Raw genomic sequence first — 14,179 nt, 5'->3', positions numbered from 1 at the left:
CGCTGTTCAGGCTATACTGGGAGGCCCGAGCGGTCAAACGGGAAGGGTTCACGTGCGCTACCACCGGAGCGATGTCATCGACCGCGCCCTCGCGGTCCTCGACGAGTACGGGCTGGAGTCGCTGACGATGCGGCGGCTGGCCACCGAGCTCGGCGTGCAGCCGAGCGCGCTCTACCACCACGTGCCGAACAAGCAGACGCTGCTGGCCGCGATCGCCGACGAGATCGTGCGCCGGGGCCGGCGCCCCCGCCGGGCGCAGGCGTGGGACCAGCGCGTGGTCGAGCTCTGCGGCGAGCTCCGGGACGCGATGCTCGCCTACCGGGACGGAGCCGAGGTGGTCGTCACCGCGCACACCTTCGGCCTCGGTGCCGGCGAGCCCACCGAGCAGCTGCGGGAGGCCTTGCGCGACGGCGGCCTGCCCGAGGACCTGGTCGACGTCGCCACCCGCGCCCTGCTGCACCTCGTCTTCGGGCACACCACGGAGGAGCAGACCGCGCTGCAGGCCACGAGCGCCGGAGCGATCGACCGGACGCCCGGAGGACCCGCTGATTTCGAGCGCGGGCTCGAGCTCGTGCTCGACGGCCTCCGGGCCAGGGTCGGCGGTTGACCCACCAGGAGGGCGCAGGGGCGTCCGGAGACGAGGACGACCGGCGTCCCGCCGGCCTGCACCGCTTCGACCAGCCCTGCCTGCACTCCGGGCACCCCCGCGCGTGAGACACCGACACATCGGGCAATTCGGGCGCGGATCCTCCGTCGTGGACAGTACGGCGATACCGGGTCCGGATCCGGAAAAGCGCGGGAGAACGTGGTCGGGGTAGGAGTAGCGCCCCCAGGAACATACGTGGATCCTCGGCACCCGGTCCGATGAGGACGATCGAGCGAACGCTGGGATCCCCGGCGACGCACCGCCGTCGTTGGCCAGCAACACCGCGGAGCGTTCCGCGGTCCGCCGGGACGCCCAGCCGGGTGCGGTCGAGCTGGTACCGCTGCCGCTCGTCCACGGAGCGGTCGGGATCGCTCCAGGAATACGCGAACTCCTGCTCACTCCCCGCCGTAGGGGAAGGTCACCCCGGGGATCTCGTACTCGCTGCGCCTACCGCACATGCCGTACCCGCCGCACTTCGACGGCCCGCTGCTGTGCACTTCGGACGCCGCCAGATGTGAGGGATCGCCCGCGAGCAGCGCGTCGATGTGCTCACCGCTGCGGTTCGCCGCGGCCAGCGCACCGTCGCGCCACCGGAAGCGCCAGTGCTCCACCCAGGGTGCGACCAGTGCGGCCGCGGCGCGGTGGAACGCGCGCAGGGGTTCCGCGTCGCCGTCGAGCAACGACCGCCGCAGGTCCAGGTAGCCGGAGACGGCGAGATCGCGCCGATGTCGCGCCGCCTCCTCCGCGTCGGACCCCGCTGGCAGGGTTGCGGCGCGGGCGTACTCCGCGGAGTCGGCGAGGACCTCCGGCGGGAACGTGAACACCGCGTCACCGGCTTCCGGAAGACCGCCGTTCTGCATCAGCACCGTGACCCGCAGCTCCTGCTCGGCGACCATGCGGTGCACGGTGCCGGGTGTGAACCACGCGATCACGCCCGGTTCCAGCGGGGTCTCGCGGTACCCGCCGACGGTGAGCGTCTGCACCGCTCCCCTGCCCGAGGTGACCACGTAGGCCTCCGTGCACACCAGGTGCACGTGGGGACTGCCGCCGCACACGCCGTCCTCTGCTTGCCATTCGTACGCGCTCAGGTGCGATATCCCGATCGCACCGGGCAGCGGGGCGGAATACGTCATCTCATCGACCTCCTGCGGCGTGGAACGGTCAAGACAGTGCAGCGTGGCTCTCACCAGGGGTGCGCGGTGAGGGCGCGTTCGACGCGTGCGCGGTCCCAGGCGCCGTCGGCGATGAGCACGCGGTAGCGGTAGCGGAACCGCGCACCGGGCTCGAGCGCGAACTCCTCGAAGAAGGCCCAGGAGAACGCCACGACGGGAATGGGCGCGGAGCGGACGAACCAGTGCGATTCGTGGATGGCCGCGTCGTTGTCGGGCGCGTGCGCGAAGACGAGGGTGGAGTGCGCGTCCGCGGCGTCGTGCTCGCCGACGAAGGCCAGCCACGGTGCCTGCCGGCCCATCATGCCCTCCCCACCGAGGTCGCCGGGTCCGAGCACGTCGCCACCGGTGAACTCGCGCGGTCCGCGCCAGTGCAGCCCGGTGTATCCGGCCATCTCCCGACCGGCGGTCGTCGGCGAGCCGAAGTGCAGAGGGCCCGCGCACAGGTTGGTCAGCTCGATCGACCAGTCGAGCACCCACGTGCCCGCGGCGGGATCAACCGAGTGCACCGAGACGGCGCGCCGCTCGCCGGCCCACTCCGCGCCGCCGTGCGCCGTCCACGTGAGCCGTTCGACGAGGTCGAGGCGGTCGTCGGCGACGTCGACGGAGTCGAACGCGTCGTGGCGCATCGCCCCGACGCGCTCGGGCAGCTCCTGGTACCCGGCGCCGGGCACATAGGTGTTGCCGCCCCAGAAGTTCTGCCCGGAAACGTGGCTGGCGGTCATCTGCAGGCCCTTGTGCCACCTGTGGTCGTGGGGCCGGTAGCCGGTCACGACGTGACCGGCGAGCGTGCGCAGCGGGTGCGCGTAGGGCTTGGGCGACTCGAAGGCCACCGGGTCCGGGCGGTAGACGTACGACATCAGCTCGACGGCCCCGCAGGCGACGGCGATCCGCTCGCCGTGCTCGTGCGTGACGGCGATGCTCTCACCCATCCTCATTCCTTTCCGATCAGGAGTTCGGGGGAACCGCCGTGCAAGGCGGTGTAGAAGGAATCGGAAGCATCGATCTCCCCCGAGCGGACGGTGGTTCCGGTGCTGGCGGCCTTGTAGAGGGCGGTGATCAGCTCCAGGGCAGCACGGCCGTCCTCCCCGCTGCACATTGGCCGCCTGCCGGTGCGCAGCGCTGTGATCAGCCTGCGCAGCATCGCGGTGTGCGAGCTGCGGTGGTCTTCGGCAGGTGTGCGCCACCGCGCGACGCGCTGCTCATCGTCCACGTGCGGTGCGGGAACGTAGGTCCAGTCGTCGTTGCCGTAGCCGTAGAGGTGCGTCAGCTCGACGGTCGCCTCGGTGCAGTCCAGGCGGATGCGACTGACCTGGTCGGGCGAGAGAACGCTGTTGACGACGGTGGCCACCGTTCCCGAGGAGAACCGCACCAGGGCGGTGGAGACGTCTTCGGTTTCCACGTCGTGCACGAGCCGGGCCGTCATCGCGCTGATTTCTTCCCAGGGGCCGAGCAGATGCAGCAGCAGGTCCATCTGGTGGATGCCGTGCCCGACCGTGGGGCCACCACCTTCGGTTTCCCATTTGCCGCGCCACGGCACCTGGAAGTACGCGGCGTCGCGGTACCAGGTGGTCTGGCAGTGCGCCACTGCCGGCTCGCCCAGTTCTCCGGAGCGGAGCAGATTGCGAGCGTGCTCGGCGGCGGCACCGAAGCGGTGTTGGAACACGAACGATACGTGAGGCCCGCCAGAACGCTCTGCTGCGGCGATGGTGTCGTATTCGGACAGCGACAGCACCGGCGGCTTTTCACACCACACCCACGCACCAGCTTCGAGGCAGGTCAGCACGGCGTCGCGATGCAGCGACGGCGGTGTGCACACGGAGACCAAGTCCGGCCGCTCCGCGGCGAGCATGTCCGTCAGGTCGTCGTACGGCCGGGCACCGTCGGTCGTGCTGCAGAATTCGCGGACGCGCTCGCCGTCGACGTCGACTGCGGCGACCAGTTCGACATCTCCGCGCAGCTCCGCGTAGGCGGTCCGGTGTCTGGCGGCGATGCCTCCGGTGCCGACGACGGCGGCGCGGAGACGAGGGGATGCGGTCAACGTGGCTGCTCCTCCCGCCCTTCCAGGTCTGGAAAACGCTTTCACGAGCAACGCGAAGATACCGCTGCTGTTGCACCGACCACAAGAGGCGAAACCGACCCATCGCAACCAGCGGGCGTCGACTCCGACGGCAGCGCGAGTGCGCTCCGGGCGTCACCGGCCGGGCCCACCCGAAGCAACACCTCCCCCCCGGGCGGACGAATCCGTCCTCAGTAGAGGGATCCGTAGCTGGAAAGGGCCGCGCGGAAGGGTGAGTCCGGAAGTACGCAGCGGATCGCGGCAGATGCCGCGCTTGCCACTCCCCGGCAGGGCGAACGCGGAAGCTGGTGCGCGACGTCGCCGACTCGTTGACCGGGCGACAGTCGTCGGATACCGTCGGAAAGCGCATTCCCACCATTAGCAGCATCGGCCGCACATTTGTGGCATCCGACAACTCGCCGCTGCTCAGCCGGCCACACCCGCCGGTGACCTGCCAAAAAGGAGAAGTCCATGGTAGGTAAGCGCGCCCGAACCGGCCGTTCCGGAAACCGCGACGCAGTCAGCGGTGCAGAAGTCCGAGCACGGCGCCGGCGCACCGCGCACCCGAGGTTCGCGAGGTGATCACTCCATGTCGACGGCCGGCGAACGAACCGAGACGCGCGCTGAACCCGACGCACCAGCGGCTGCGGGGAAATCGGCACGAGGGCGGCGACCGCGATCGCCGGAGCTTCCCGCACGCGTGGTGCCGTACGTCTTCCTGGCCCCCTGGTTCCTCGGCCTGTTCCTGATCACGATCGGTCCGGTGCTGGGTTCTGCCTACCTTTCCTTCACCGATTACAACCTCCTTTCTGCGCCACAGTGGGCCGGGTTGGACAACTACCAGCGCATGCTGACCGACCCGCGGTTCTACGAGGCACTGCGGGTCACGTTCACCTACGTGTTCGTGTCCGTGCCGCTGCAACTCGGCTTCGCCCTGCTGCTGGCGATGGTTCTGGACCGCGGGCTGCGCGGGCTGACAATCTACCGCTCCGTCTACTACCTGCCATCGCTGCTGGGCAGCAGCGTGGCCGTAGCGATCCTGTGGCGGCAGATCTTCGGCGCCGACGGGTTGATCAACAGTGCGCTGTCGTTCTTCGGCATCGAGAACGCGCCAGGTTGGGTTTCACATCCGGACTTCGCACTGGGCACGCTGATCATCCTGAACGTCTGGACGTTCGGCTCACCGATGGTGATCTTCCTGGCCGGCCTGCGGCAACTGCCGAACGCGTACTACGAAGTCGCCGCGATCGACGGGGCCGGACCGGTACGTCGATTCTTCTCCGTGACCCTGCCGCTGCTCAGCCCGATCATCTTCTTCAACCTGATCCTGCAAACGATCATCGCGTTCCAGGCATTCACCCAGTCGTTCGTCGTCAGCAACGGAACCGGCGGACCCGCCGATTCGACATTGTTCTACACGCTCTACATCTACGAGCGCGGCTTCGGCAACTTCGACATGGGCTACGCATCGGCCCTGGCCTGGGTGCTGCTTCTGATCGTGGCCGCACTGACCGCCGCGAATTTCCTGGTTTCGAGGTTCTGGGTGTTTTATGGCGACGAATGAGAAGGCTGTGCCCGAGCCCGCGTCACCCCGCCCACGGCCGAGACGGCGCTGGGGCACTCACCTGGTGCTGATCCTGTTCGGCCTGCTGATGCTGTATCCGCTGATCTGGATGCTCAGCAGCTCGTTCCAACCGACCGCGGAGATCTTCCGCAACCCCGGCCTGCTCCCGGAAAACGTCACTGCCGGCAACTACCCGGAAGGCTGGAGCGGTCTGGACCGGAACTTCGGCCACTACATCGTGAACTCGTTGATCGTGGTGGGCGGGGCGATCGCCGGCAACCTGCTGGCGTGCTCGTCCGCCGCCTACGCGTTCGCACGCCTGGAATTCAGGTTCAAACGCGTGTGGTTCGCGATCATGTTGGGCACCATCATGCTGCCGATCCACGTGCTGATCGTTCCGCAGTACATCCTGTTCTCCCAGATCGGCTTGATCAACACGTTCTGGCCGCTTCTCGTCCCGAAGTTCCTGGCCACTGACGCGTTCTTCGTCTTCCTGATGGTGCAGTTCATCCGCGGCATCCCCCGCGAGTTGGACGAGGCCGCCCGTCTCGACGGATGCGGCCACTTCGGGATCTTCTGGCGGGTCGTCATCCCCCTGAGCACTCCGGCGCTGGCCACCACCGCGATCTTCACGTTCATCTGGACCTGGAACGACTTCTTCAGCCAGCTGATCTTCCTGACAGACCCCGACATGTACACGGTTCCGGTGGCCCTGCGCACCTTCGTGGACGCCACGACGCAAACACCGTGGGGTCCTCTGTTCGCCATGTCGGTCCTCTCGCTCGGCCCGATATTCGGCTTCTTCCTGGCCGGGCAGAAGTATCTCGTCCGGGGTCTCGCGACCACGGGGTTCAAGTGAATCGGAGGTTACTGCTGTGCGCGTGATGTCACGGAGACGGCTTCTCGGCCTGACCGCCGGAGCGGGAGCGCTGGCCCTCGGGACCTCGGCATGCGGCAGCTCCACGCCGACCGGTCGGGTCACTCTGCGTTTCGCCTGGTGGGGCGGCGACGCCCGGAACGAATACACCCACGAGATCATTTCGGTCTACGAGCAGGAGAATCAGCACGTTCGGATCGAATCGGATTACACCGGGTGGAGCGACTACTGGGATCGGCTCGCCACCAACGTCGCCGGCGGCAGGGCGCCGGACATAATCCAGCACGACGCCCGGTTCGTTCGCGAATACGCGGACAACGAAGTTCTGCTGCGGTTGAACCGGTACCTGTCGGAGGTGATCGACACCAGGGATCTGGACCGCTCGGCGATGGACTCGACGGCCATCGGTCAGGACATGTACGCCCTGCCGGTCGGCTCCAACGCGCTGTGCCTGGCCGCGAACCCGGAGATCTTCCACCGCGCGAACGTGCCGTTGCCCAACAGCGCCACCTGGACGTGGCAGGATTTCGCGGAGATCACGCAGCGCATCAGCGACGGCACCGAGAACGGGGTGTACGGCGTGGAAGCACCCCCGGCCGCGGCCGACACGCTGTTCGAGATCTACGCGCGCCAGCGGGGAGAAGCGCTCTACGCCGAGAGCGGTGGGGCCGGGTTCACCCAGCGCACCGCGGATGAGTGGTGGCGTTATCTGACCGGCCTGGTGCGTTCCGGGGCCGCGCCTCCTCCGTCGATCACAGTGGAAACCAGCCTGGCAGGTCTGGAGCAGACGTTGGTCGGGACCAACAAGGCGGCGATGGGCTTCTTCTGGAACAACCAACTGCCCCTGCTCAGCGAAGCATCCGGGACCGACCTGCACATCCTGCGCATTCCGGGTGATGCGCGGCAACAACCGGGCACGTACCTCAAAAACGGGATGTTCTGGTCGATCGCCGCAGGTACTCGAAATCCCGTGGAAGCCGCGCGGTTCGTCAACTTTCTGGTCAACGATCCGCGCGTGGCGGACCTGATGCTCGTCGACCGGAGCTTGCCGGCGAACCTGCGACTTCGTGAGCGCGTCCTGCATCAGCTCCCGCCAGCGGACCGCAGCTACGCGCAGTTCATCCCGGAGATCGAGGACAGCGTGCAGTCCCCACCCGAACTTCCGCCGGCCGGCGCCGGTGAAGTCGAGGAAGTCACTCGCCGGGTGAACGAGAAGGTCCTCTTCGGACGCATGTCGGTTCCGGAAGGCATCGACCAGTTCAGCAGCGAACTCCGGGTGGCCACGGGGTAGTGCCACCGCGGTTCCCGCAGCGGGAGGCAGAACACCACCACTACCCGACCGGTCCCCGCCCGGGAACTCACCGGTGCTCGGCCCGCGGCCAGCAGCGCGCCCTTCGGAGCGGCCGCTGACCGCGGGCAGCCTCGAAGCCGCAGCTCGCGAGCACCGGCGAGCGGTGCCTACGCCCCCTCACCCCCTGCCCCGGCGACGGGCTCGCCGAGCAGTTCCGCCAGGTAGCCGGCGAGGGATTCCGGCTGCGGGATGGACCACAGCTTCTTGGTGGGAATCCGCACCCCGAGGGCCTTGTCGAGCCTGGTCCGCAGTTCCAACCCCATCAACGAGTCCAGGCCGTAGTCGAGCAGCGACCGCTCCGGGGCGATACCGGCGGAGTCCACCCGCAGGATCGCGGCAGCCTGCTCGATCACGAAGCCGGTGAGCGCGTTCAGCTTGTCCTCCGCGTCCACCTCGGACAGGCGTGCGAGCAGGTCGCGATCGATCCCCGACTCGTTCTCATCACCGTCCGACCGCGCCATCTGGGGAGCGAAGAACGCGGAGCTGCGCGCCTTCTCACCCACCGCGGAAAGCCAACTCCCGTCAGCGGTGGGCAGGTAGCCGATGCGGGAACGCCCGTGCCGCAGCAGGCGATCGCACGCCTCGATCCCCTCCTCGGGCCTGATCATCGCGAAGCCCCGCTGCTCCATCACCGCGCCGCGGCCGTGCTCGGCCCACGCGCCCCAACGCACGCTGGTCGCGGCCAGGCCTCGCGCGCGCCGCGCGGTAGCGAGGCCGTCGAGGAATCCGTTGGCCGCCGCGTACGCGCCCTGACCGGGGTTGCCGATGAGAGCGGCGGCCGAGGAGAACAGCAGCAACCAGTCGAGCCCGTCCTCGTGCCCACCGGCGCCCAGCGCCTCGTGGAGGTTCCACGCGCCGAGGGCCTTCGGGCGCCACACGCGGTCCACCGCGTCCTCGTCGAGCCGCGAGACCACGTGGTCCTCGACGACCGCCGCACCGTGCACGGCGCCGCGCACGGGGACCCCTCCCTCGGAGGCTTCGGCGAGCAGCCGTGGCGCGGTCTCCGGTTCGGCGAGATCACCGAGCACGACCCGCACGTCGGTGCCGGCCCCGCGGAGCTCGTCGGGGACCGCGCTGGTCTCCTCGTCCGGTGCACGGCGGCCGTTCAGCACCACCCGGGCCGCGCCGGCGTCGCTCAGCCACCGCGCCACCACCGGACCGAGCCCGCCGAGACCACCAGTGACGACGTATGCTCCGCCGGTCCGGACCACGGGGACATCCGCGGGCTCCACCGGCACCGTCCGAGCGCCGTCGCGCGGGATGCGCACGACCGCCTTGCCGATGTGCCGCCCCGCGCCGAGCGCGCGGAGGGCGTCGGGCAGCTCGTCCACCGCGTAGGTGGTGCGGGGCAGCGGGGGGAGGATGCCTTCGGCGACCTGCTGCCCGATCTCGCCCATCATGTCGGCCGTCAGCGAGGCGAGCTGGTCGACGACGAGTCCGAGATCGATGCTCGCGAACACGATGTTGTGCCGGAAGGGTGACAGTCCGATCCTGTGGTCGGCGTAGATGTCCCGCTTGCCGATCTCGAGGAACCTCCCACCGGTGCGCAGCAGCGCGACCCCGGCTCGTTGCGCGGGACCGGTCACCGAGTTGAGGACGACGTCGACGCCCTCACCACCGGTGATCTCCCGGACGCGGTCGGCGAAGTCCAGCGAACGCGAGTCCATCACGTGCTCGATGCCCAGCTCGGTGAGGTACGCCCGCTTCTCCGGGGTGCCCGCGGTGGCGAAGATCTCGGCACCGCGCGCGCGTGCGATGGCGATCGCGGCCAGCCCCACGCCGCCGGTCGCCGCGTGGACGAGCACCCGCTCGCCCGCCTGCAACCGGGCCAGGTGGCTGAGCCCGTACCACGCCGTCAGGTAGACCGCCGGCATGGTGGCGGCGTCCTCGATCGAGACGTGGTCGGGAACGGTGAACACGTTGCCGGTGGAGACCGTCAGGTGCGAGGCGAGGCCGCCCCACATCATCGCGGCGACCCTGTCACCGGGCCGGTAGTCGGTCACGTCCGACCCCACGCGCGCGATCACGCCCGCGCAGTCCGCTCCCAGCGGTGGGGGCGAGTCGTCCACGGTGCGGTACACGCCCATGGCGTTGAGGGCGTCCACGTAGTTCAAGCTCGCCGCGTGGACCTCGATCTCCACCTCGCCTGGTCCCGGACTGGCTCGGGAGCGCGCCGCGAGTTCCAGCGTGTCCAGCTCGCCGTTGCGCGCCGCCTGCACCCCGACGCCGTCCCGTCCCAAGTGGACGCTCCGGTGCTGGCGGTCGTCGATCGCCAGCGGGCTGTTCCGGAGGCGGGCGAGGTAGCGGGTCTCACCGCGCCAGGCGACCTCGTCCTGCTCGGGCGGCGCGTCCACCAGCTCGCCGACCAAGCGCTCGGCGGTGGCCCCGGCGACATCGACGACGGACACGTCCAGTTCCTCGTGCTCGTGACCGATGACCTTGGCCAGCCCGCGCAGCGGCTCCTGCGCGGGGTCCGTTCCGTCGTCCTCGAGCACCGGCTGCGCACCGTGCAGCAGCACGGTCAGCGAGGGGGCGGAGTCGCCCTCGTGCTCTGTGATCTCCTGCGCCAGCGCGATGAGCCGGCTCATCCGGTGGCGGGCCGCCGCGGGAGCCGAGCCGGTGTCCGTGCCCGGGCCGGTCACGAAGGCCACCCCGCGGATCCGCCCGTTCTCGAGCTGTTCGCGCACCCCAGCTGCCAGCTCCTCAGGTGCCTTCTCGGCGACCGCGGTGGCCGTGCCGCCCCGCTCCCCCAGTCCGGCGGTGATGCCGTGGGCGGTCTCCGAACCGACCGCGTCGGAGGGCTCGGCGACCACCAGCCACCGGCCGGCGGCTTCGCCCGCCGGTTCGGGCGCGGGTGCCTCCTCCCACTCCACGGCGAGCAGTCGCTGCTGGAGAATCCGCTCCGGGGAATCCTCGACCGACGTGCCGAACCGGACACCGCGAGCGTCGATGAGCACCGCGCCCTCGGTGTCCACGAGTCGGACGTCGCCGAGGCAGTGGCGATCACCGACAGCGTGCAGACGCGCCACGCAGTAGCGGGCGTTGCGGACGTCGCCGAGCACGCGCAGCGAATCGATCGCCAGCGGCAGGAAGAGCCCGGACTGGTCCATCATCTCCGGGTGCGTCGCGATCGTCTGCAGGCAGGCGTCCAGCAGCACGGGATGCACCCGGTAGGACTCCGCTTCCGAACGCCGCTCGGCGGGCAAGCGCACCTCGGTGAGCACGGTCCTGGCCTCGGCTCCGGCGCGGTGGATCGCGGTGAGCGCGGCGAAGCCGGGCCCGTGCTGGATGCCGAGGCCCCGCAGGTACGCGTAGTAGTCGTCCGGGCCTTCGCTGTTCGGATGCGCGTCCAGCAGCGCATCGATGTCCACGCGTTCGGCCTCGGATTCGGCGTCGAGCACCTGCAACGTGCCGCCGGCTCGGGAGACGAGGGCGCCGTCCGCACCGCGGCTGAGCACGCGCAGCGAACCGCCTCGTTCGGTGGTGTTCTCCACGAGCGTGGACACCGGCACGTCCCCGTCCAGGACGAGGGCGTTGTCGAAGGTGAGGTCGGCGACCTCCACCCGCGTGTCCGCGCCGAACACGTCCGCCGCCGCGGCCACCGCCATCTCGCCGTAGCCGGCGGCGGGCATCATCGGCGTCCCGCGCACCTGGTGGTCGGCCAGCCACGGCTGGGCCTCGACGCCGACCTCGGCCTGCCACACGTGCTCGCCGTCGCCCTTCGGGGGCTCGACGTGCGCGCCCAGCAGCGGATGCCCCACCGCGGGACTCGCGCCCTCCTCGCCGGAGTTCATCAGCCACCGGTGGTTCCACGTCGGCAGCGGCACGTCGAGCAGCGCGCCCCGCGGGTGGTGCCGCGCCCAGTCCACGTCGGCCCCGGCGCAGTGGACCTCGCCGATCGCGGCCAGCAGGTGCTCCCGTTCGTCCTCGCCGCGGCGGAGCGCCCCGACGACGGCGGCGTCGGCGTGGTGGGCCGTGACGGTGTCGCCGATCGCGCGCGTCAGCAGGGGGTGCGGGGACAGTTCTGCGAACACGCGGTGACCGTCGGCGAGCGCCGCCGACACGGCGTCGGTGAAGCCGACCGGCCGGCGCAGGTTCTCCGCCCAGTACCGCGCGCCGAAAGTCGCGTCCTGGCCGGGGTTCACGGTGCTGTAGAAGGGGATCGTCGGCTCCTGCGGCGAAAGGTCCGACAGTCCCCGGACCAGACGCTCCAGGATGGGGTCGACCTGGGGCGAGTGGGAGGCGATGTCCACCGCGATCTCACGCACCAACCGGTCGGCTTCCTCCCAGCGGGCGATCAAGCTCCGCACCTCGGAGGTCGCCCCGGCGACCACGGTGGATTCCGGGGAGGACTGCACGGCGACGACCACCTCCCGAGCGTTCGCCGCCGCCAGTTCGCGCTCCACGTCCTCGCGGGGCAGGTCGACCGACGCCATCGCTCCCGAACCCGACAGCTCCAGCATCAGCCGGGATCGCCGGCAGATCACCGCGACGCCGTCCTGCGGGGAGAGCACGCCGCTGACCACTGCGGCGGCGACCTCGCCCATCGAGTGCCCGATCACCGCACCCGGCCGCACCCCGCAGGAGCGCCACACGGCTGCCAGGCCCACCTGCATGGCGAACAGCGCCGGTTGCACCTGGTCGATCCTCGTGGTGATCTCGTCGGCGACCAGCACCTCGCGCAGCGAGAAACCCGACTCCGCGCGGATGAGCGGTTCGAGTTCCGCGATGGTCTCGGCGAAGGCCGGCTCCTCCGCGAGCAACCGCCTCCCCATCCCGGGCCATTGCGATCCCTGTCCCGAGAAGACCCACACAGGATCCCCGCGGCGCCCGCCCTTGTCCGCACCGACCGCCACCCCGGCGGCGGGCTCGCCGCGTTCGACCGCGCGCAGGCGGCCGACGAGTTCAGTCGGGTCGGTCGCAACGACCGCCGCGCGCGCGGTGCGGTGTTCGCGCCGGACGGCGAGGGTGTATCCGACGTCGGTGAGCGCCGGGGGCGTCCCGCCCCGCTCGAGCCACCCGGCGATGCGCCGGGCGGTGTCGGACAGCGAGGTGGGCGAACTCGCCGAGATCGGCACCAGCACCGGACGGTCGCCGTGCTCGTCCGCCGCGGTGGCCGGGTCGGGATCGGGCGCCTGCTCGAGGAGCACGTGCGCGTTGGTCCCGGAGAAGCCGTAGGAGGACACGGCGGCGAGCCTGGGGCCCTCGTCCACCGGCCACGGCTCGGTCCTCGTCGGGACGAACAACCGAGTCCCCTCGTGGTCGATTTCGGGGTTCCACGCGTTGAAGTGCAGGTTGGCGGGAACCTCGCCGCGCCGCAGCGCCATGATCGCCTTGATCACCCCGGCCATGCCCGAGGCCGTCTCCGCGTGCCCGATGTTCGTCTTCACCGATCCGAGCGCGCACGGCTGCGCACCGCGACCGTAGCTGTCCGCCAGCGCGGCGAACTCGATCGGGTCGCCCACCGGGGTCCCGGTCCCGTGCGCCTCGAGCAGGCCCACGCCGGACGGGTCGACCCCGGCGCGCTCGATCACCTGCTGCTGCAGCGAGCGCTGGGCCTCACCGGAGGGAGCGGTGATCCCGTTGGAGCGTCCGTCCTGGTTCACCCCGGAGCCCCGCAGCACGGCGAGCACCCGGTCGCCGTCGCGTTCGGCGTGCGACAACCGCTTGAGCGCGAGCACGCCGGCGGCCTCGGCCCGGACGAAGCCGCTCGCGTCGGCGTCGAAGGCCCGGCACCGGCCGGCGGGCGAGAGCATCCCCCAGCTGGAGAAGGCGATCGTCGTCTCGGGCCCGAAGATCAGGTTGACCCCGCCGCACAGGGCGAGATCGGCATCCCCGGTCTGCAGGCTCCGCGCGGCGAGGTGGGTCGCGACCAGGCCGGAGGAGCACGCGGAGTCCAGGACCACGCTCGGGCCGCGCAACCCCAGCAGGTACGAGATGCGTCCCGCTGCCATGCTGCGCGCGTTCCCCGTCATCGCGTAGGGATTCGTGAACAGTTCCGAGTCCGGCGTGCGCATCATGTAGTCCTGACCGGAGACGCCCAGGAACAGCCCGGTCGGCGAGTTCCCCAGTGCGTGCGGCCGAACGCCCGCGTTCTCGAGGGCTTCCCAGGACGTTTCCAACAGCAGGCGGTGCTGGGGGTCCATCGCTTCCGCCTCGCGCGCGGAAATGCCGAAGAACTCCGGGTCGAAACCACCGACGTCGTCGAGGAAACCGCCCCACTTCGACACCGTCTTCCCGGGAACGCCCGGTTCCGGATCGTAGGCCTCGTCGACGTCCCACCTGTCCGGTGGCACTTCGGTGATCATGTCGCGGCCCTCCCGGAGGGCGCTCCACAGCGCGTCCGGGGAGTCCACCCCGCCGGCGAACCGGCAACCGATGCCGACGACGGCGATGGGCTCGTACTGCAGTCGGCGGTCATCGGCGCCGCTGATTCCGCGCTCAGGCATGCTGGAAACGTAGTAGGGCCCCGCGAAGATCGAAAATACTCCGTTCGAGGAGGAACCGTTGAGA

The 14,179-nt window shown here is 70.1% G+C and carries 8 protein-coding genes; 4 read left to right on the top strand and 4 right to left on the bottom strand.

The annotated features are described in order from the left end of the window. The first annotated feature begins 52 nt into the window (after window positions 1–52). On the top strand, window positions 53–607 hold the full coding sequence (locus ACYVJE_RS07410; RefSeq protein ID WP_459156133.1) for a TetR/AcrR family transcriptional regulator C-terminal domain-containing protein: 555 nt from the start codon (window positions 53–55) through the stop codon (window positions 605–607). A 434-nt stretch (window positions 608–1,041) separates the two neighbouring features. On the opposite strand, the gene ACYVJE_RS07405 is transcribed toward ACYVJE_RS07410, so the two are convergent. The 3 genes from ACYVJE_RS07405 to ACYVJE_RS07395 are packed head-to-tail and all read right to left on the bottom strand — an operon-like array spanning window position 1,042 to window position 3,856. Next, window positions 1,042–1,779 (bottom strand): cupin domain-containing protein, encoded by a 738-nt coding sequence (locus tag ACYVJE_RS07405; protein ID WP_461143864.1) that lies wholly within the window; start codon window positions 1,777–1,779, stop codon window positions 1,042–1,044. Window positions 1,780–1,829: 50 nt separating this feature from the next. Further along, a complete protein-coding gene (locus ACYVJE_RS07400) occupies window positions 1,830–2,747 on the bottom strand; it encodes a DUF6807 domain-containing protein (RefSeq protein WP_461143863.1) in 918 nt (305 codons plus the stop codon). 2 nt (window positions 2,748–2,749) lie between these two features. Then, a complete protein-coding gene (locus tag ACYVJE_RS07395; RefSeq protein WP_461144027.1) occupies window positions 2,750–3,856 on the bottom strand; it encodes a Gfo/Idh/MocA family protein in 1,107 nt (368 codons plus the stop codon). Between the two features lie 607 nt (window positions 3,857–4,463). On the opposite strand from ACYVJE_RS07395, the gene ACYVJE_RS07390 reads away from it, so the two are divergent. The 3 genes from ACYVJE_RS07390 to ACYVJE_RS07380 all read left to right on the top strand — a co-directional run bounded on the left by ACYVJE_RS07390 (window position 4,464) and on the right by ACYVJE_RS07380 (window position 7,606). Continuing rightward, window positions 4,464–5,438 (top strand): carbohydrate ABC transporter permease, encoded by a 975-nt coding sequence (locus tag ACYVJE_RS07390; RefSeq protein ID WP_461143862.1) that lies wholly within the window; start codon window positions 4,464–4,466, stop codon window positions 5,436–5,438. Window positions 5,439–5,502: 64 nt separating this feature from the next. Further along, window positions 5,503–6,297 carry a carbohydrate ABC transporter permease gene (locus ACYVJE_RS07385; RefSeq protein WP_461143861.1) on the top strand — a complete coding sequence of 265 codons (795 nt, stop codon included), beginning with the start codon at window positions 5,503–5,505 and terminating at the stop codon, window positions 6,295–6,297. Window positions 6,298–6,322: 25 nt separating this feature from the next. After that, window positions 6,323–7,606 (top strand): ABC transporter substrate-binding protein, encoded by a 1,284-nt coding sequence (locus tag ACYVJE_RS07380; protein ID WP_461143860.1) that lies wholly within the window; start codon window positions 6,323–6,325, stop codon window positions 7,604–7,606. Window positions 7,607–7,773: 167 nt separating this feature from the next. Here the strand turns inward: ACYVJE_RS07380 and ACYVJE_RS07375 are convergent, their stop codons facing one another. Beyond that, window positions 7,774–14,115, bottom strand: a complete 6,342-nt coding sequence (locus tag ACYVJE_RS07375) for an SDR family NAD(P)-dependent oxidoreductase (protein ID WP_461143859.1) — start codon at window positions 14,113–14,115, stop codon at window positions 7,774–7,776. Window positions 14,116–14,179: the final 64 nt, after the last annotated feature.

The organism is Salinifilum aidingensis, from assembly GCF_054782015.1.
Note: the sequence above shows the minus strand (reverse complement) of the source record. Positions and strands in the feature narration are given on the sequence as shown.